Consider the following 19,483-nt stretch of genomic DNA (forward strand, 5'->3'; position numbering starts at 1 on the left):
TCTCCAAAAAAATTTCGAAGAGAGTCTGAAACTCTCAAAAACAACTGGTTTAAATCGCTTCTCTTACTCACTGTTCAGTTTTCAAGGATCTCCGTTTTTTCGCCGGCGAAGCCGTCGAAAATAACGAGCATCTTTGCTTGTCGGTTCGCGCCGAAAATGCCGAACCTCATTGCTTGGCTTTTCGCCAAACGCTGCGCCGTCGTGTGACAGCGACCTTTATAGATTAACACATCTTTGACTTGCTGTCAACATCCAGTTTCAACCTGTGTTTTTTGAATTGCTGTTTGCTGACAACGAAAGCTATAGTAGCATGTGTTGATGACCAGGTCAACACCTAAAATTAAAGAACTAAAAATCCAAATTGACTCTACATTTAGTATATCCATCGGCAAGCAGATTGTTCAAGGAATTTGCTGCGGCAGCTCACTAGGTGTTTCTGAAGGAAAGTCGAACTGATAAGGAAGAGGAAGATTAATTACCGTGTCTGGCACACGTCCAAAGTACGTTGCCGTGGCGATCGGTGTAAAAGTTTTTACATTAAACTCTGTGGACACAAACGGAATCACAATTTGAACGCTTGCAACAATATCTAACCCTACCTGATGAGAGACTATATTGATACCGCTGGATTCAAAGGCCTGGTTGATCTCCGCGCTAACTGTGCCAATGGGAACCAAGGTAACCGGAATTCTGGGCCCAAGGTTGGCAAGAATCTCGCTTCCCAGTGCCTGGCCAAGCGGAATCCTAATTCGCTCCGCCTGTAACTGCCGGAGCGCTTCTTGGACATTCATCGTTGTCAGGGTCTGAATTCTCGCGACCTCGGCATTGTTCACCTCGGCCATCACAACATTTCCTTCATTATCTTTATGAATAAAAATTAAGTGCTCATAGCGGCTTTCCTGGGCAATATGTTTATCAATTGCGCTGTTTATCGCCTGGGTTGCAAGTATCTTTGCCCTGGCCTCGGCAATCGAAACAATAGTAGGGCGCAGATTTGTTTCAATGGCGACAAAAGTGCGGATTAAAATAAAAATAATTACTATAAATAATAAGAAGCGCAAAAAACGTTTTGAAAACCGGAAAGAGCGATAATACGGTCGTCTAAAGAGTGGGCGCCGGAAGCCAATTCTGCCCATAAGTTTATTTCTCCTTCCATTGTGTTGACAAACAGCATTCAGTCTCATACAATAATCTGTGCCGGGATGTGGCTCAGTTTGGTAGAGCGCTGCGTTCGGGACGCAGAGGCCGCAGGTTCAAATCCTGTCATCCCGACCATTTTGTCAATCAATCCAAGCTCAGTTGGGCTTGGATTTTTTTTGCATTCACGGGAATAATATAAATTTGTTAACATGTACCCGCTGGTATGCTATAATTGACATGAATTTTTAAGGCCTAAAGGAGGCGAGCTAATGGGTAAGAAAAATACATTGGACAGTTTAAAAAACAAAATAAAATATTATTGGAAACAAGCCAAACCCTCCGTGTTGGTATTTGGAAAAGTAACCTGGTTCATGACCAAGATTATTATCGTGCTTGGTCTCGCCGGGCTGATGGCCGGTGGCGGTGTTGCTGCAGGCATAGCTGCCGGGGTATTCCAGGACATGCCCGAATGGGATCCGGATGCGCCTCTAAGGCCAGAAATCCCTTCTTATATTTACGACAAAAACGGGGATCTCATTACAGAAATCCATGATGCCCACAACAGAATCCCGGTAACAATTGATGAATTGCCCCAGCATTTAATTGAAGCGTTCCTGGCGGCAGAAGACAACAACTTCTGGGAGCACCCTGGCTTTGACGCCATGGCAATTCTGCGGGCATTTGTGACCGGCCACGGTGGTGGCAGCACCATTACCCAGCAGACGGTCAAGCAGGTTTTCCTAACACCGGAACAGACAATCCAGCGGAAACTGCAGGAGTTGTTCATCTCCCTACAGCTGGAAAAGATGTACACTAAGGAAGAAATTTTTGAGTTCTACATTAATAACGCCACATTCTTTGGCAATGGCGCCTATGGCGTTGAGGCCGCCGCTCAGACATATTTCGACAAGTCGGTTGGCGAATTGACCCTCTCCGAAGCAGCACTATTGGCCGGGATCCCCAACTGGCCCAGCCGCTACGCGCCTGATCCGAATGACATGGAAGTCTCACTGAATCGCCGGGATGATGTCCTGTGGCGGATGCTTCGTTTCGGGTATATCACCGAGGAAGAACGCCAGCAGGCAGCGGAAGAAGAAATTACCCTCGTCCCTCGCCAGACCCGGGGCTGGAAATATCCTCACTATACCGATGCGATAGTCCATGATTTTGCACTTGAAATTCTCACCGATGAGGAGAACGGCCTTTACGAAACCAAGGCCGAAGCAGAGCGGGCCCTGCGCCGGGATGGTCTTCACATCTACACGGCGCTGGATCCGGAGATTCAAGAGCTAATCGAAGAAAATCTCTTTGACGACAGTAATTTCCCCAGAGACAGCTTTGTTGAGCCAGACACTGGCCGCCGTTATCCCCAGGCGGGAGCGGTGATTATGGAAGCGCAAACCGGGCACGTTTTGGGCATGGTTGGCGGCCGGGAATGGAGTTCATCCAACAGGCTCCAGAGGGCATATGGCAGGCACGCTCAATTCCAGCCCGGTTCGGCAATCAAACCGGTATTGGTCTACGGGCCAGCCTTTGAGTATGGCGTGATGGGCACCGGCAGCGTTATTGACGACTCACCGGGAATCTGGTCTACTCCGTCAGGACCCTGGACCCCAGAGAACGTCAACAGGACTTTCCGGGGCCTGGTCACCGTGCGGGACGCCATGGCCTACTCTGATAACCTGCCGGCAATTCGCACTTATGAACAGGTAGGCGGACGACAAGCCACTGAGTTCGGTAGCAAGCTCCTGGGCAAGGACATTACCCGCACCAGCGGTCACCTTTCCTCCGCAATTGGTGGTTCAGACTATGGCGTCTCCCCACTGGAAATGGCCCGTGCCTTTTCTGGCTTTGCCAACCGGGGCGTGGTCAGTGAACCGATATTCATCACGAAGATTGAAGACAGGGATGGAAATCCCATCTATGAAGCCTCGATTAAACAAGAAGTAGTCATGAGCGAAGAGACCGCGTATATGATGACCAGCATCCTCAGAGATGTTGTTACCCGGGGTACCGCCCGGCCCAGCAACACATCGGGCTTCAATGTGGTGGCCAAAACCGGCACAACTGACGAAGCTCATGACCGCTGGACTGTCGGCTACTCCCGCGACTATGTATTCTCTCTCTGGATGGGTAACGACTGGAAGGTTTATATCGATAAAGAAGGAAACCGGCATACTGTCCGGGGCCTGACAGGCGATAACTCGTATACTCTGCTGAACCGGATTTGGGGCAACCTGGTCCGGGGCACAATCAAAGACGACGTGCCCTTCCCCGGGCGCCCCTCAGGTGTGGTCTCAGTGACTGTGTGCACCAAGTCGGGCCTTTTACCCAGCGATCTCTGCCCGAGCACCAGAAGCGAGCTGTTCCTGCGGAGCAACGCACCCTCAGAAGTCTGTGACATGCATATCGAAATGGAAGTCTGCAGCGAAAGCGGTCTGTTGGCCACCGAATACTGCCCCAGCGATATTCTGGAAACACAGGTATTCTTAAATCGCCCGCCCTTCATTCCCACCGACGAGCGTTGGAATCCCCCGTTGGATCGCAAGCCGGCTGACGCCGACCAAATGCCGCCTGAAGACTACTGCGATATGCACGGTCCGACCTACCAGTTGAGCGGCAATTACGGCTCCAACGGCGTGACATTGATTTGGAATAACGACCTCCTGGAAGAGCGAGAAAATGTCGGCTATAACCTCTACCGGCGCGGCCCCGGCGAAAGCGAGTTTAAAAAGGTAAACTCCCAGCAAATTGCCATCAACCGCACCCAGTATACCGACGACTTGCACCCAATTCCCGGCCTCACTTACACTTACCGCCTCAGGGTAGTTGCTGAGGATGACCGAGAACGGGATATCCACCCCGAGTTCAGCTTTATGCGGGAGCTGAACCTGAACTTGCAAGCAGAGCTAACCGGCGACCGCGAAGTAACCCTGACCTGGAGCTCGATTGCCAATCAACCTGCAATTGGAGTTCATATCTGGCGTAACGGCGAGAGAATTACCAGCAGTAACAACCCGGTAGCGCTCGGCTCCTCGCCCCATGTCCGGGAGAATCAGCCGGTCGGCACTCATGAATATCAACTGAGTGTGGTTTACGAAATCGGCGGCAACAGGGTTGAATCTGCCCGCACCAGCGCCGCAACCGTAACCGTCCCAGCCCCTGATGACAACGGAAATGGTGGCGACGACAATGGCGACAATGGTGATAACGGCGAAGGCGAAGACAATGGCAACGGGAATGGTAGCGGAGAGAACGGCGACGGCGCCTTCCGTCTACTGCCCCGGTGGTTCCGGGTAATCTAAGCTGAGACTTTCCTGACGAATAACTGACACAAAAAATGTCATGAGCGCTTTTTAGCACTCATGACATTTTTTTTATTTCTTTAAACTAACAACCGTAACGCCGCTACCACCTTCACCGGCGCCGCCGTATCGGAAGCCCTGAACTGCTGGATGCGTTTTTAAATAGTCCTGTAGGCCGCGCCCCAGGGCACCGGTACCCTTACCGTGAATCAAGGATACCTGCTCGTAGCCCGCAAGCAATGCAGCATCTAGATATTTGTCTACCTGAAGGATGGCTTCTTCTACAGTGATGCCCCGAAGGTCGAGATCCAGAGGCAGCTCTGAGCGCACCGCCTTTGTGAGATGACGCTCCACAGTCTTCTTTTGCTCTGCTTCTCTGATTAAACGCAAATCGTCCAGAGCTACGTTTATCTTCATAATTCCAACCTGCACCTGGGCTTCATTTGCGCCAATTGAAAGCAGGTTGCCGGTTTTGTCCAGAGATGCGACTTTTACAGTTTGACCAGGCTTGAGCTTGGACGGATCAGGTTTTTCGCCTGGCGCCTGCTGTTGCTTACGGACCGTCTGGGTCGGCTTTAAATCCTCTCGAACCCGCCGGGCAAGTTCATCAACATTTTCCGACTGGGCCTGGCGCAGCTCAGTGAGCAGTTCATCAGCCCGCAGCCTGGCTGAGCGCACAAGCTCATTTGCCTTCTGGCGGGCGGCTTCGATGATTTCATCCTGTTTTGCCTCTAGCTTCTGCAGACGCATTTCATACTGCTCACGGGTCGCGTTCGCTTCCCGCAGTTGGTTCCGGGCGGAAACCAGTTTCTTTTCTGCCTCTACCCGGCTCGCCTCCAGCGCAGCCAGCATATCCTCGGTTCTACGGACATCGCCACCCAGCAGGCTCCTGGCCCGCTGGACAATTTCCTGCTGGAGCCCTAAACGGGTGGCAATTTCAAAGGCATTGCTCTTGCCAGGTGTCCCGATTAACAGTCGGTAGGTAGGCCGCAGCGTTTCCACATCAAATTCCACACTGGCGTTTTCGACACCGTCCTCTGTCCAAGCATAGGCCTTGAGCTCGCTGTAATGGGTTGTTGCCACCAGGGAACAACCCGCGCCTCGCAGATGCTCGAGAATGGAAATAGCCAGCGCCGCCCCCTCAGTGGGATCGGTACCGGCCCCCAGCTCATCTAACAGGACCAAAGATTGAGGACCAGCGCTTTCAATGATACCGACAATGTTGGTCATATGGGAAGAAAAGGTGCTCAGGGATTGCTCGATACTTTGCTCGTCCCCGATATCTGCGAAAACCTCGGTATATACCGGAACCACAGTTCCTTTGTCGGCCGGCAGCCAGAGACCGGCCTGGGCCATTAAACATAATAGGCCGACCGTCTTCAAAGTCACGGTTTTACCACCGGTGTTGGGCCCGGTAATCACCAGAGCGTTGAAGTCTTTGCCGAGATTGATTGTCGAGGGCACAACCTCTTTAGCAGGCAGTAAGGGATGCCTGCCCCGGACAATTTCCATTTCCTTGCCCTCGCTGATTTCCGGCTCCATGGCATCCATTGCCAATGCCAGTTTGCCCCGGGCAATAATAAAATCTGCCTCGCCGGCACTCTCCACTGCCAGAACCAGGTCCTCGCTATAACTGCCGACCTGGTTGGACAGCTCCCGAAGAATCCGCTGCACTTCCGCCTGCTCCTGCCTCTGGAGCTGGGTGATTCCGTTATTGATATCGACCACAGCCATGGGCTCGATAAACAGAGTGGCGCCGCTGGCCGATTGGTCGTGGACCACTCCCGGGACCTGGCCCCGGCATTCGCTTTTAACCGGCAGACAATAGCGCTCACCGCGTTGGGTTACCAGTGGCTCCTGGAGATATTTCTGGATTGTCGGCGATTTCACCATCGAGTCCAGTTTATCCCGCAGGCGGGAACGCTCATTATCCAATTTGCGACGAATGCTCCTCAGTTCAGGACTGGCTGTATCTAGCACATTACCCTCTTCATCCACAGCCCGTCGCAAACTTGCAGAGAGGTCCGGTAAATGAAGCAAAGACTGGGCGGTAAGTGCCAGATAACTGTCCTTATCCAATGTCCCCAGAAGGCGCTTTAAAGCTGCCGAAGCATCGAGAAACCGAGCAATCCGAAAAAGCTGTAAGGGCTCAAGAATTCCACCCTTGCCGGCGCGAATCGCTTCCGAGGATATATCCACAAGCCCGCTCAGGGCCGGCTCTGCTCGCCCCAGTAGTGTCACCGCTTCCCTTGTCTGACTCTGCCAGAGCTTAACCTGGTGCCGGTCAATAGCGGGGACGAGCGCCTCCACCCGGGCGCTGCCCATCGTTGTCACACATTTATCTTTTAGCATGGTAAGAACTTTGTCCAGTTCTAACAGCCGCATGCTGCGTGCATCCATGAAACTTCCTCCTCCCTGCGCCACACGGCGCAGCGCGAAATGAGAACCGTCCCCGAAGCTCAGGACTTCAGATGACGGTTCAACTGTGCCAGACTCATACAGTTCAAGATATGTTCACTGCCAGCGCCGGCCCGGCGGGCGGTAGCGACGCCAAAACGTATATTGTCAAGCTCATTGCCGCTGTGGGCATCGGTGCTGATTACCAGCTTTACACCCTTCTCGATTGCCTGGGCAATTAACTTGTCGTTAATATCCAGGCGGTCGGGAGAGCTGTTAACTTCCAGTGCGGTGTTGGTGCGCAGAGCAGCGGCGAACATGCGCTCCCAGTCCAAATCATAGCCGGGACGCCTTTGCAGCAAACGACCGCTGGGGTGACCGATAACATTAACATGGGGATTGGCCATCGCCTTTTCAATGCGCGCGGTCATTTGCTCCCGACTCATTTTAAACTGACTGTGAACAGAAGCAACCACCCAATCCAGCTTCGCTAACAATGAATCAGGCAGATCCAGACTTCCATCGTTTCGGATGTCCACTTCAATACCAGCCAGCACTGTCAGGGGATACTGATGTTGCCGGGCCCGAATCTGGGCCAATTGCAAGCTGAGTTTGTCCTCGGAGAGGCCCCGGGCGATGGCCAGGGACGGGGAATGATCGGTGATGGCGATATACTCATAGCCCCGCTTATGGCATAGTTCTGCCAGCTCGGCGATATCCAGCACGCCATCACTCCAGAGAGTATGCATATGCAAGTCGCCCCGGATATCTGCCTCCGTTAGCAAAGCCGGGGGAGTGCTCTCAAGATGGAAGCGCTTCAAATCCAAATCCGGTTGTCGCAGTTCCGGCGGCACCGGATGCAGCCCCAGATGCCTGTAAATATCCGCCTCGGTTTCGCCCTTGAGACTTCCCAACGCTCTCAACGCCTCCACATGCCCTTTGCTGCCGGTAAACTGCAGCCAGTGTAAGGCAAACTGAGATTCCGGAACCAACCAAATCCGAACAGAAAGTCCCATACTTGTCTTGAGCAGCAATTTTTCCCCGTCAAGCTCATCAATATCGATGCCCTTTATCTGCTCCAGGGCACGGGCAAGGCCGTCGGGATCAGCAGTTGCGGCAATTAAATCTATATCCGCGTTCAGCTCCTGCCAACGGCGGACGCTGCCAGCTATTTCCGCGGCGGCCACCCACTCATATTGTCGCACCAAACGCACCAAAACTTCAGCCAACGGTCGGCTGATACCGATTGGCGCCAGCGAACCGCGGCTGCGCAAGAGCTTTATTCCTTCTAATATGCTTTGTTCTTTTTTGGGCCCGAATCCGGGCAATTCCCTGACTTTGCCCGCCTCAGCGGCGGCTTCCAGTTCGGCAATGTTTTGGACACCCAGCTCCCCGACCAAGGAACGGGCTGTCTTGGCACCAATGCCGGGAATGCTGGCCAGCTCAACCAAGGCCGGTGACACCTCGTGGCGCAGCTCATCCAAAAGAGAGCTTTTTCCCGTCTCCACCAGCTCCCGGAGCACACCAATAATACCCGAACCAACGCCCTCCACGTGCTCAATGCTACCGTCCTCCAGCATTGCAGTTACCGGCCGGGTCAGACGCTTTATTTCCCGGGACGCATTCCGAAAGGCCCGGACTTTGAAGAAATTCTCATCACTTAGTTCCAAGAGAACCGAGATAGTATGCAGATGCCAAGAAAGCTCCCGGTTCAACATCAATTACGCCCCCGGCAGATAGCCGACTATTGCCTCCTGCACACGCTCATAGATGCCAGGAGCAGTCCGCAGGAATCCCTGGGCAATCGGCGAGTTGGCCATTGCCTCTTCCACTGCCGGCAAAGGCAAAAGCGACAGTACCCACACAAGGATTAAGGTGGTAAGCAGTCCCTTAAGCAGACCTGCAGCTAAGCCACCAAGCCTGTCGGCAGTACCCACTATCGGCAATTTAGTTACGCCAGAAAGCGCAATCGCGGCGATTTTGGAAGCGATAACAACCAACACAAATACTGCCAGGTAGCCAATGCCGTTGTAGAAAAACGCTACCGCATTTTCTAGATTCAAAAGCGGATTATTAAGGCCTTCCAAGTATGGTTCCACATTATACAGATTGGAAATAAACTCTCCCGCCTGCTGGCCAAAACGGACGGCCAAAAAGAAAGCAGCGATTATTCCCACCAGTTCGAAGACCTGACGGGTGAGACCTTTACGCAAACCCTCAAAGACACTGAGACCAATCAGAACGAGAATAATAATATCCAACAGGTTCATTTACTTTCACCACCTGCATCATTTTTGTTGGCGCGAAATAATTCATCGGTTAAATTGATTGCCGCCAGCAACGCAACCTGCGTGGTGCTCAGACGGGGATTCTTTTCGGCGACACTGGCCATACGCTGATCCACGTACTGGGCCAATCTTTCCACATATTCCGCTTCGTTTTGGGTGCGCAATGTCAGCGATTGACCCCAGATTTCTACAGTAACCCGGTTATAATCATCCAAAGAACCCATACGTCCACCCCCTGGCGGCAGAAATTTTAGGCAACTTTACACCATTCTATACTATATCCGGTCTTTAGACAAGCTTTAGCGCCCGCGCAGTCTGGCGCCTGCTTCTTGCTCCAGACCCGAGATAATCTTATCAATCAGCGCCTGGACTTCTTTATCCTTCAACGTCCGCGCCTGGTGCCTGAAACTGAGGGCAAAGGCCAAACTCTTACGGTTGGGGCCCAGGTTTGCGCCGCTATATACATCAAAACACTGGACTGACTCTAACAATTCGCCGCCAATTTGCTCGATAATCCCATGCAGACGGGCGACGGTGACATCACTGTCGACCTCCACTGCCAAATCCCGGTGGATTGCCGGATACCGGGAAGGCGCTTGGAAGGAAATTGTTTCGGGGCTAAGGGCAATCAGCGCCCCAAAACTAAGATCGAAATAGTAAACAGGCTTTTCTAATTTCACCGCCACGCAAATTTCCGGATGCACTTGCCCGACATACCCCAACTCTTTGCCCTGGCATTTGACCAGCGCACAACGGCCGGGATGGTATTGCTCAGGGGCAGCGGCTATATATTCGGCATCTATCCCCAGAGCGGCCAGCAATTGTTCGACCACGCCCTTGATTGCATAGAAATCATACTGGGCAGCGCCCTGCCAATGGACCGGGGCCTCGCCACACAAGGCTCCGACAACATTGGTATGCTGAGCGGGCAATGGCTGTGCGGACCGATAAACAGTGCCCAGTTCAAACAGGGCAGCGCCCGCCCGCCCCTGGGCCAGGTTGACGGCGAGGGTCTCCAGCACTGACGGCAGCATTTCGCCGCGCATTTGGGAACGCTCCCGGGTCAGCGGATTGGCGATGGGCACACCGGCCCGGGCCTTAGTCTTGGCAACCTGCTCCGGACTGATGAAGGCATAAGTCACCATTTCATTCAGCCCGCAGCCAACTAACGTTTCCCGCACCAATGCTTCCAGGCGCTGGCTGCGGGTCCGCATTCCGAGTGTAACAGGGGCTACAGGCAGCCTGGCCGGCACCTTGTCAAGGCCGTATATTCGGCCCAACTCTTCGGCGATATCCTCTTCCAGGCGCAAATCCTGACGACGTCCGGCCACCTTTACCGTAAATTGTGTACGTACCTCCCCCTCGCTGACAGCGAGCCCGAGATTGTCCAGGATTTCCCGGGCCTCAGGAACTTGAATATCTGTACCCAGCAAGCGGTTAACCCGCTCCAAATCAACTGTAATCTTGGCAGTCAAATCTTGCTCCTGGCCGACGCTCACCAGTTTTCCTGGCCGGCCGTCGGCAAACTCTTGAATCAGGCTGGCAGCGCGATGGGCCGCCGGTACCACAATTGCCGGATCAATCCCTTTCTCAAACCGAGCGGCGGCCTCCGAGTTAATGCCCAGCGCCTTGGCGGTTTTGCGTACGCTAAGGGGCGCAAAATGAGCCGATTCCAGAAGGACAGAATTTGTACCAGCATCCACTTCGCTATCCAAGCTGCCCATCACTCCGGCGATTGCAACTGGCTTATCGCCGGAAGTAATCAGCATCATCTCCGGTGTCAACTCACGGGTTTTATCATCCAGGGTGACGATCTTTTCGCCACTCCTCGCCTGACGCACAGCGATGGCTGGCGCCGGCAATTTGTTGAGATCAAATGCATGCAGAGGCTGACCCCATTCCAGCATCACCAAATTGGTTGCGTCAACGATATTGTTTACCGGCCGCATACCACAAGCCAGGAGCCGCAGCTGGGCCCAAAGCGGCGACGGGCCCACTTTTACACCCTCGATGACCATACCGGTATAACGGGGGCAGTGCTCAGTCTGAATATCGATTGCAACCCCGTCTCCCGCTTCCGGAACCGGGCGCGGCAGGGGTAACATGTATTTCTTGCCTAAAGTGGCGGCAATCTCGGTGGTCAGGCCCCGAACGCTGAGACAATCGCTGCGATTGGCGGTTAATTCGATATCGAGAATATAGTCGTCCAGGCCCAGACAGCGGGTCAGGGACTGGCCGGGCACAGAGTCGGCAGGCAATTGCAAAAGCCCGTCACTTGTCTGGATTAGCTCCAATTCCAGCTCCTCGGCTGAGCAGAGCATACCTTCAGACTCCACGCCCCGCAAACGAGCTTTCTTGATTTTCAGGCCGCCGGGCAAAGTACTGCCCATCGGCGCCAGGGGCACTTTGTCCCCGGCCTTAATGTTCTGGGCGCCACAGACGATGCTGTATGTGTTCTCCCCAGCATTGACTGTGGTCAGAGACAAGCGGTCGGCGTTGGGGTGGGGGTCCACCGCGGTAAGCTCCGCGACTACAATCTGCTCAAGGCCACTGGCCAACGGCTCAATTGTCTCCACCGGCAGGCCGACGGCAGTCAGTTTTTTCGCAAGCTCCTGGGGACTGAGCTCTATGCCCAGCAATTCCTTAAGCCAGTTATATGATACTTTCATCGCTTAAACCTCCTGACGAAACTGGGTCAAAGCCCTGATATCGTTGGTATATAAATGGCGTATATCTGTAATTCCGTATTTGAGCATAGCCACCCGGTCGATGCCCAGTCCAAAGGCAAAGCCGGAAACTTTGGCCGGGTCATATCCGGACATGGACAGCACCTTGGGGTGCACCATGCCTGCGCCGAGGATTTCCAACCAGCCGGAGTCAGAGCACATACGACAGCCGCTGCCACCACAACCTGTGCAACGGATATCCACCTCCACACTGGGTTCGGTGAAAGGGAAAAAGCTGGGACGGAGTCGCACTTCCTGTTTCGGCCCAAACAATTCCCGGGCAAACAGGTTTAGGGTTCCCTTGAGATCGGCTAGGCTAATCCCCGCATCAATAACCAGGCCCTCTATCTGCCAGAACATCGGGGAATGGGTGGCATCATCATCCTTGCGGTAGACCTTACCCGGACAAATCATCTTTAGCGGCACATTAGGTGCCAGTTTCTCCATCGTCCGCACCTGCACCGGCGAAGTATGGGTGCGCAACACGGTATCTTCATCGATGTAGAAAGTATCCTGCATATCCCGGGCCGGATGATGCTTAGGCAGGTTGAGGGCGACAAAGTTGTAATAATCGCTTTCGATTTCCGGTCCCTCGTAGATTGAGTAACCCATGCCCAAAAAGATATCCTCAATCTGGCGGCGCACCAAACTGAGGGGATGGAGCGTGCCGCGGGCAGGCTTGCGGCCGGGCAGCGTCACATCCAAAGTTTCGGTAGCCAGCTGCCGGGAGCGAGCCTCCGACTCCAGCAAAGTTTTGCGCTCCGCTAAAGCCGTTTCGAGACTATCCCTGACCTCGTTGCTTAATTTACCCATCACCGGGCGTTCCTCTGGTGGCAAGTTTCCCATCTGCCGCAGAACCGCAGTCAGCTCACCTTTTTTCCCAAGGTACTGGAGCCGTATTTGCTCCAGCGCTTCCAGACTATCAACCGCAGCAATTGCATCTAGGCCTTTGACCTTCAGTTCTTTTAACTTAGTTTCCATGGTCGTTCCTCCTTATTCAAAAACTTAACAAAAAAATACCCTCGTCAAGGGACGAAAGGTATTCCGCGGTACCACCCAAATTCCTGCAACATGCAGGCACTCGTTTCCGGTAACGGTGGTAACCGGGCAGAACTACTGCTAATTCACTCTGCCGATTTTGGAAGGGAACTTCCTGTGCTCCTCCCGGTAGGCGCTCCCAGTCACGGCGTCCTATCCCTGGCACCGGGGTGCGGCAACACAGTACTCGCTTCCGCATTATCGTTGGCGGTATAAATCTAACACCGAGTGGCCTGTAGCACACCTGCAAAATGGTGTTACAGAACACTGGTTGGCTAATTATAGCATAAACAGAAAAGCGATGACAAGTTTAGAGTCCTCGGGCTATCAACGCCTGCCACAACACCAAGGTAGCGGCCATGGCGGCATTCAAGGATTCACTGCCCCCGGGCATCGGTATCGTCAGCGCGCCGGAACAGGCGGCGCTTACCTGGGCGCTGATACCGCCGGTCTCGCTGCCAACCACTAACCCCAAGGGCGAGTGGTTGTAATCGTAATGATGGAATGGCATACCGTTTCGAGGTTCCAGCTGCAGCAGTGACAACTTCTGCTGCCGGGCCCAATCCAGGAACGCTTCCCGGGCCACAGCTTCAACCCAGGCGGTGCGAAAGATTCCACCCATACTGGCTCGCACCACCTTGGGGTTGGTCAGTTCCACCGTGCCGGCAAGACCAATTACACCAGTAACTCCGGCCGCAGCGGCGCTCCGCAGCAGCGTGCCGGCGTTGCCGGGGTCCTGGAGGCCATCGAGGACAAGCACCAGTCCTTCTTTAATTGCGAGCTCCTCCAATCTGCGCCCAGGATGCTGAAAGACGCCAATTACCCCCTGGGGAGAGCGGGTCTCGCTAAGGGCAGACATTAACTGCTCAGTTATGTAAACATAACTGCCCCCTAGATCAAACTCCTGACCCTGGGTAACAATTAGTTGCAGGGGGCGCCAACCAGCTTCCAGAGCGTCTCTTACCAGCCGTTCCCCCTCGGCTAAGAACACCCCCCGGGCCAGCCGGTATTTTCGTTGCTTAAGTTTAAATAACTCCTTGAATACCGGGTTTTGCCGGGAAGCTATTATGTCCATCAATGCTCCTCCAACCGCTTCAGGTGTCGGTTGCGCCCTACTACAACCATGATGTCCCCTTCTTCTATTGTATCATCGGCAGCAGGCGTGATGTTTATCTCCGACGGACCATGCTTTACGGCAATCACATTAATGCTAAACCGGTTAGGCAGGCGCAGCTGAGCCAGTGTCTTACCGACACAGAACTCCGGTGCTGTTATTTCCATAATACTGAAGTCATCGGAAAGCTCAATATAGTCCAGCAGATTAGTGGAAACCAGGTTGTTGGCCACCCGCACGCCCATGTCCCGCTCGGGGAATACCACCCGGTCGGCGCCGGTCTTGCTCAGCACCTTGCCATGGAGGTGGTTCTGGGCCTTGGCAACGATGTACTTAACCCCCAGTTCTTTGAGAATTAAGGTGCAGAGGATGCTGGCCTGAATGTCCTGGCCGATGGCAACTACAGCGACATCAAAATTGGTAACGCCCAAAGTTCTTAATGATTTCTCATCAGTGGCGTCGGCCTGGATTGCCTGGGTAATCGAAGAAGAAGCATTCTGAACCAGTTCCTCCCTGCTGTCCACCCCTAACACTTCATGACCCTTTTCCACTAGCGCAGTTGCAAGACTGATACCAAAGCGACCCAAACCAATGACTAGAAACTGTTTCATAGTTGCCTCCTAGCCCACCATTACCCGTTCCTCGGGATAGCGGATCTTATTTGCAGACAGACGTTGGGCAAAGGCCAGGGTCAGGGTTACCGGACCTACCCGGCCAACAAACATCGTCACGATAATGATTACTTTGCCAATGGCAGACAAATCTGGGGTAATGCCCGTTGATAAACCGACTGTACCAAAAGCAGATACCGATTCAAACAGCACATCCAAAAACTCAAACGGTTCGGTAATGCTGAGCAGCAAAGTCACAGAGATTACCAGAATCAAGCTAATCATAATAATCGCCAACGCCTTGTGAATGATGTACTGGGGCAGGCGCCGTTTAAAGAGGACAGCATCAGGGTCGCCCCGGACCATCGAATATACAGCCACCAAGACCACACCGAGGGTGGCGGTCTTAATGCCCCCACCGGTTGAGGCCGGTGAAGCACCGATAAACATCAGGAGAATGATAAAAAACTGGGTCGGTTGCCTGAGGGCATCTGTGGGTAACGTGTTAAACCCGGCTGTCCGTGGGGTAGCGGCGGTAAAGGCCGTACCCAAGAGCTTTTCCGGCCAGGGCAATCCAGCCAAGGTGTCCTCATTGCTATACTCCAAAGCAAAAACTACAACAAAAGCAGTTATTAATAGCATTGCGGTCAGCAACAAAACCAACTTACTGTGGAAATTCAGATGGACAGGTCGGCGCCATTTGTCAGCAACATTTAGAACTACAGCAAATCCAAGGCCGCCGGTGATGAACAAAGTCATTATTGTTATGTTCACAATCAAATCATTACTGTATGCTGTCAGGCTGGAGAAGTTGCCCATGAGATCAAAGCCGGCGTTACAAAAAGCGGATACAGCGTGAAATACCCCATAATACATGCCCCGGGCAAATCCCATATCCATTGAGAAGCGTAGGCCGAGAATCAGAGCGGCCGCACCCTCGAAGATAAGTGTGTAAATCAAGATTGCCCGCACCAGACGCACCACACCGCTGAGGGACGTGTGATTAAGCGATTCCTGAATTAAGACACGGTTGCGGAACCCGATTTTTTTACCCATAAGCATAAAAAAGAGTGTAGCCATGGACATAAACCCCAGACCGCCAATCTGAATCAGGGCCAGAATTACCACCTGACCGGCGACAGTAAAAGTAGTGCCGGTGTCAACTACGACCAGGCCGGTGACGCAAACTGCCGATGTGGCGGTAAACAACGCCTCCAGAAAAGTGAGTCGCGGACCTACGGTCATCACCGGCAACATGAGCAGCAGCGCACCGGTGACAATCGCGGCCAAAAATCCCAGGGCCAATACCCGGGCAGGGCTAAGACTGTTTATTTTATAACCCACTTGCTACACCTGCCTTACTATTATAATTTCCCGGGGAGCTATGGGTATCCTGCCTGAAAAGCAAGAAAGCGCCATCAGGCGCTCAATTACTTGGCAGATACTTGTTCAACAAGCTTGCTGAAACCCTGCTCATCGTTAACAGCCATATCGGCCAGCATCTTGCGATTGATGTCCACACCAGCCTGCTTGAGATTGTTCATCAACTGGCTGTAAGTGGTTCCATTGTTGCGGGCAGCGGCGTTGATCCTGGCAATCCACAGTTTGCGGAAATCGCGTTTGCGGTTGCGGCGATCCCGGTACGCATAAGACAGGGACTTGAGAACCTGTTCGTTGGCCCGGCGGAAAACCTTGCTCTTTTCACCGAAATAGCCCTTGGCAAGTTTCAAAACTTTTTTATGACGTGCACGGGTCTGAACACCCGGTTTTACTCTTGGCATTTTATTGGCCTCCTGTTATCAATGTTATTACGGCAGCATACGCTCCAGTTTTTTCTGGTCCGCGCTGTGAATCATACCGTTTTTGCGCAGATTGCGCTTACGCTTGGCAGATTTCTTGGTAAGAATGTGGCTGGTAAAAGCGTGGGCGCGCTTGAATTTTCCGGTTCCGGTTTTGCGGAAACGTTTAGCGGCTCCACGATGGGTTTTAATTTTAGGCACAGTGGATCCTCCTGTCAGTTAGTGTTTTTGGGCGCCAGAATCATAATCATATTGCGCCCTTCGACCTTTGCCGGCTTTTCAATTACAGCCAAATCGCCGACATCGGCTGCGACCCGATCACACAGGGCTTTACCCTGGGCGGTGTGGGTGATTTGGCGTCCGCGAAAGCGGATTGCCAGCTTGACCTTGGCCTTGGCTTCCAGGAATCTGATAGTATTGCGCAGTTTAACCTGGTAATCATGCTCATCAATCTGGGGACGCATTTGAACTTCCTTAAGGGTCACAACATGTTGCTTGCGCCGGGATTCCCGGTCGCGTTTACTTTGCTCGTACTTATAGCGACCATAATCCATCAGTTTGCACACCGGCGGTCTGGCCTGGGGCGCAACAGTCACCAGGTCCAACTCCCTCTCCCTGGCCAGTTCCAGGGCCTTCTTGGTGGGGACAATCCCCATCTGTTCGCCATTTTCATCGACGAGACGAACTTCCCGGACCCAAATGGCCTCATTGACCAATAAGTCTTTGCTAATAATTATTCACCTCCAAATAATAAATGGGCAGGTAAAAGCACCTGCCCATAACAAACACAACCTTAATCAGGTTACGTCTGACCCCGGTGACAACCAAACAGCGTCCTACGGGGTGAGAAGCAAGGAGCCTCTACTTTCACCAAACCTATTCTACCTTGTCAACTGACTGATGTCAAGATTTTGCCGGGTGTTGATCTCCGTCTGCACGTGAGCGATAAAGGCATCGAGCTGGACACTACCCACATCGCCCTGCTCACGAACCCGCAAACTGGCTGAACCCGCCTCTACTTCCTTATCGCCGATAATCAGCATATACGGAACTTTTTCGTTCTGGGCTTGGCGAATTTTGTAGCCAATTTTTTCGTTGCGGTCATCGCTGACGACGCGAACTCCCGCCGCCTCTAAACGGCGGACAAGGTCAGCACAGTATTGATGGTGTCGGTCTGCAATCGGTAGTAATTTTACCTGCACGGGCGCCAGCCAGGTGGGAAAAGCGCCGCCAAAATGCTCAATCAGCACGCCCAGGAAGCGGTCAATCGCTCCGTAAACCACCCTGTGAATCGTTACCGGCCGGTGTTTCTGGCCGTCTTCACCGGTGTAGGTGAGGTCAAAGCGTTCCGGAAGCTGGAAGTCCAATTGAATAGTGGCACATTGCCAGGTCCGCTTCAGGCAGTCCAAAATGTGGAAATCGATCTTTGGCCCGTAAAATGCGCCATCGCCGGGGTTAAGTTTATAATCAATCCCTTTGTCCTTGAGCACCTGCAAAAGCGCATTGGTTGCGGTCTCCCACTGTTCCTCGGTGCCCATTGACTTTTCCGGCCGGGTGCTGAGCTCGACAGTATACTCTAGTCCAAACACTTTATACATGCGATCCACCAAGTCAATCACCTTGCCGACTTCAGAGTGAATCTGCTCGGTAAGCATGAATATATGGGCATCATCCTGGGTGAAGGCCCGCACACGCATCAATCCGTGCAATGCGCCGGAAAGTTCATGGCGATGCACCAAGCCAAGTTCAGCTGTGCGCAGCGGCAAATCCCGATAGCTGTGATGGCTGTTTAAATAATAGAGCATGGCGCCGGGACAGTTCATCGGTTTGAGCACAAAGGGATTGTCATCCACGTCTGCAAGATACATATTCTCGGAATAATTTTCCCAATGGCCGGAGCGCTCCCATAAACGTTTGTTGAGAATTAGTGGCGTGCGGATTTCCTTATACCCGTCTTTGGCGTGTTCTTCCCGCCATAGCTTCAACAGTTCGTTCCAGATAATCACGCCGTTGGGGTGATAGATCGGCATTCCTGGTCCTTCATCGACAATTGAAAACAACTCTAATTCCTTGCCCAATTTGCGGTGATCACGTTTTTTTGCCTCCTCCAACAGCTCCAGATGCTCTTCCAGCTGGCTTTGTTTGGGAAAAACCGTACCGTACACCCGCTGCAGCATGGGGTTACGCTCATCCCCCCGCCAATAGGCGCCGGCAACACTGGTCAGCTTGAACGCCTTAATCCGGTCACTATGCCCCACATGGGGCCCCGCACATAAATCCAAGAATTTTTCGCCCTGTTGATAATAGCTAATTTGAGCATCATCAGGCAATTGCTCAATCAATTCCAGTTTATAATCCTCGCCAATATCCGCAAATAACTGCAATGCCTCTTCCCGAGGCAGTTCCACCCGCTCAAATTCCAGTTTGCGTTTGACAATCTCCTGCATTTTCTTTTCAATTTTCTCCAGATCATCGCTGGACAAAGGCTCAGGTAAGTCAAAATCATAATAGAAACCATCTTCAATGGCCGGCCCGATGGCCAGCTTTGCGTCGGGGTAAAGTTCTTTTACCGCCTGGGCCATGATATGGGCGGTACTATGTCGATAAACATCGCGAGCTTCCGGATTGTCGAAGGTCAACAGCTCCAACTCCGCCTGCTCCGGCAACGGCCGATTGATGTCATACAACTCTCCATTGACCCGGGCCACAACAAGTTCTTTGGCCAACCGGCCGCTGATATCCTTGGCAACATCCATGGCGGTAACGTCAGCCGAATACTCCCGTTTACTGCCGTCTTTGAGAATAACAATTGCCATAGCAAATCCCTCCTTATAAATACAAAAAACATCCAATCCCCCTTGGGACGGATGTTATCCGCGGTTCCACCCAAGTTGAAGACAAATGTCTCCCAACTCTGCTGACTGTTAACGGTGTCGACCGGCAACGGTTACTGGATGTTCACCGCTGCAGCTCCAGGATGGTAAATGACGGCACTATCCGGAGGAAGCTTGCAGCCTGGGCTTCCCTCTCTGGGCCAGCGTTTCCGCCAAATATGTTCCTTTCAC

The 19,483-nt window shown here is 52.9% G+C and carries 15 protein-coding genes and 1 tRNA gene; 2 read left to right on the plus strand and 14 right to left on the minus strand.

What is annotated here, in order from left to right; genetic code table 11:
* Positions 1 to 401: 401 nt before the first annotated feature.
* Positions 402 to 1,184: a sporulation protein YunB gene (gene yunB, locus FH749_11940; GenBank protein ID MTI96175.1), complete on the minus strand. Its 783-nt coding sequence runs from the start codon at positions 1,182 to 1,184 to the stop codon at positions 402 to 404.
* 14 nt (positions 1,185 to 1,198) lie between these two features.
* Here yunB and FH749_11945 point away from each other — a divergent pair.
* Positions 1,199 to 1,275 (plus strand) — tRNA-Pro (locus FH749_11945).
* Between the two features lie 134 nt (positions 1,276 to 1,409).
* Positions 1,410 to 4,445 (plus strand): hypothetical protein, encoded by a 3,036-nt coding sequence (locus tag FH749_11950; GenBank protein ID MTI96176.1) that lies wholly within the window; start codon positions 1,410 to 1,412, stop codon positions 4,443 to 4,445.
* Positions 4,446 to 4,517: 72 nt separating this feature from the next.
* Here the strand turns inward: FH749_11950 and FH749_11955 are convergent, their stop codons facing one another.
* From FH749_11955 to thrS, 13 genes are all read right to left on the minus strand, one after another.
* Positions 4,518 to 6,845 (minus strand): endonuclease MutS2, encoded by a 2,328-nt coding sequence (locus FH749_11955; GenBank protein ID MTI96177.1) that lies wholly within the window; start codon positions 6,843 to 6,845, stop codon positions 4,518 to 4,520.
* Positions 6,846 to 6,904: 59 nt separating this feature from the next.
* A complete protein-coding gene (locus tag FH749_11960; GenBank protein ID MTI96178.1) occupies positions 6,905 to 8,560 on the minus strand; it encodes a PHP domain-containing protein in 1,656 nt (551 codons plus the stop codon).
* A gap of 3 nt (positions 8,561 to 8,563) precedes the next feature.
* A complete protein-coding gene (locus FH749_11965; GenBank protein MTI96179.1) occupies positions 8,564 to 9,112 on the minus strand; it encodes a CvpA family protein in 549 nt (182 codons plus the stop codon).
* Positions 9,109 to 9,354, minus strand: coding sequence for a cell division protein ZapA (locus FH749_11970; protein MTI96180.1), 246 nt, complete (start codon positions 9,352 to 9,354; stop codon positions 9,109 to 9,111). The genes FH749_11965 and FH749_11970 overlap by 4 nt, the downstream gene beginning before the upstream one ends.
* Positions 9,355 to 9,429: 75 nt before the next feature.
* Positions 9,430 to 11,799, minus strand: a complete 2,370-nt coding sequence (locus FH749_11975) for a phenylalanine--tRNA ligase subunit beta (GenBank protein ID MTI96181.1) — start codon at positions 11,797 to 11,799, stop codon at positions 9,430 to 9,432.
* 3 nt (positions 11,800 to 11,802) lie between these two features.
* Complete coding sequence (pheS, locus tag FH749_11980) at positions 11,803 to 12,837, minus strand: phenylalanine--tRNA ligase subunit alpha (GenBank protein MTI96182.1); 1,035 nt, start codon at positions 12,835 to 12,837, stop codon at positions 11,803 to 11,805.
* A 367-nt stretch (positions 12,838 to 13,204) separates the two neighbouring features.
* On the minus strand, positions 13,205 to 13,969 hold the full coding sequence (locus FH749_11985) for an RNA methyltransferase (protein MTI96183.1): 765 nt from the start codon (positions 13,967 to 13,969) through the stop codon (positions 13,205 to 13,207).
* The gene (locus FH749_11990) at positions 13,969 to 14,619 is read right to left on the minus strand and encodes a TrkA family potassium uptake protein (protein ID MTI96184.1); all 651 of its coding nucleotides are present in this window, start codon (positions 14,617 to 14,619) and stop codon (positions 13,969 to 13,971) included. The genes FH749_11985 and FH749_11990 overlap by 1 nt, the downstream gene beginning before the upstream one ends.
* 9 nt (positions 14,620 to 14,628) lie before the next feature.
* On the minus strand, positions 14,629 to 15,876 hold the full coding sequence (locus FH749_11995) for a Trk family potassium uptake protein (GenBank protein MTI96185.1): 1,248 nt from the start codon (positions 15,874 to 15,876) through the stop codon (positions 14,629 to 14,631).
* Positions 15,877 to 16,049: 173 nt separating this feature from the next.
* The gene (rplT, locus tag FH749_12000) at positions 16,050 to 16,400 is read right to left on the minus strand and encodes a 50S ribosomal protein L20 (GenBank protein MTI96186.1); all 351 of its coding nucleotides are present in this window, start codon (positions 16,398 to 16,400) and stop codon (positions 16,050 to 16,052) included.
* Between the two features lie 27 nt (positions 16,401 to 16,427).
* Positions 16,428 to 16,619 carry a 50S ribosomal protein L35 gene (gene rpmI, locus FH749_12005; protein MTI96187.1) on the minus strand — a complete coding sequence of 64 codons (192 nt, stop codon included), beginning with the start codon at positions 16,617 to 16,619 and terminating at the stop codon, positions 16,428 to 16,430.
* Between the two features lie 14 nt (positions 16,620 to 16,633).
* Positions 16,634 to 17,149, minus strand: coding sequence for a translation initiation factor IF-3 (locus FH749_12010; GenBank protein MTI96188.1), 516 nt, complete (start codon positions 17,147 to 17,149; stop codon positions 16,634 to 16,636).
* A 150-nt stretch (positions 17,150 to 17,299) separates the two neighbouring features.
* Positions 17,300 to 19,234, minus strand: a complete 1,935-nt coding sequence (gene thrS, locus FH749_12015) for a threonine--tRNA ligase (protein MTI96189.1) — start codon at positions 19,232 to 19,234, stop codon at positions 17,300 to 17,302.
* Between the last annotated feature and the right edge of the window lie 249 nt (positions 19,235 to 19,483).

Source organism: Bacillota bacterium, assembly GCA_009711825.1.
Taxonomy (GTDB): domain Bacteria; phylum Bacillota; class Proteinivoracia; order UBA4975; family VEMY01; genus VEMY01.

What these genes read in the sequence shown, in the direction of transcription:
- FH749_11975 (MTI96181.1), bottom strand. Translation starts at nt 11,799, where the DNA reads ATGAAAGTATCATATAACTGGCTTAAGGAATTGCTGGGCATAGAGCTC.
- FH749_11990 (MTI96184.1), bottom strand. Translation starts at nt 14,619, where the DNA reads ATGAAACAGTTTCTAGTCATTGGTTTGGGTCGCTTTGGTATCAGTCTT.
- FH749_11995 (MTI96185.1), bottom strand. Translation starts at nt 15,876, where the DNA reads ATGTTGCCGGTGATGACCGTAGGTCCGCGACTCACTTTTCTGGAGGCG.
- FH749_11970 (MTI96180.1), bottom strand. Translation starts at nt 9,354, where the DNA reads ATGGGTTCTTTGGATGATTATAACCGGGTTACTGTAGAAATCTGGGGT.
- FH749_11960 (MTI96178.1), bottom strand. Translation starts at nt 8,560, where the DNA reads ATGTTGAACCGGGAGCTTTCTTGGCATCTGCATACTATCTCGGTTCTC.
- FH749_11950 (MTI96176.1), top strand. Translation starts at nt 1,410, where the DNA reads ATGGGTAAGAAAAATACATTGGACAGTTTAAAAAACAAAATAAAATAT.
- rplT (MTI96186.1), bottom strand. Translation starts at nt 16,400, where the DNA reads ATGCCAAGAGTAAAACCGGGTGTTCAGACCCGTGCACGTCATAAAAAA.
- FH749_11955 (MTI96177.1), bottom strand. Translation starts at nt 6,845, where the DNA reads ATGGATGCACGCAGCATGCGGCTGTTAGAACTGGACAAAGTTCTTACC.
- pheS (MTI96182.1), bottom strand. Translation starts at nt 12,837, where the DNA reads ATGGAAACTAAGTTAAAAGAACTGAAGGTCAAAGGCCTAGATGCAATT.
- FH749_11985 (MTI96183.1), bottom strand. Translation starts at nt 13,969, where the DNA reads ATGGACATAATAGCTTCCCGGCAAAACCCGGTATTCAAGGAGTTATTT.
- thrS (MTI96189.1), bottom strand. Translation starts at nt 19,234, where the DNA reads ATGGCAATTGTTATTCTCAAAGACGGCAGTAAACGGGAGTATTCGGCT.
- FH749_11965 (MTI96179.1), bottom strand. Translation starts at nt 9,112, where the DNA reads ATGAACCTGTTGGATATTATTATTCTCGTTCTGATTGGTCTCAGTGTC.
- yunB (MTI96175.1), bottom strand. Translation starts at nt 1,184, where the DNA reads ATGAGACTGAATGCTGTTTGTCAACACAATGGAAGGAGAAATAAACTT.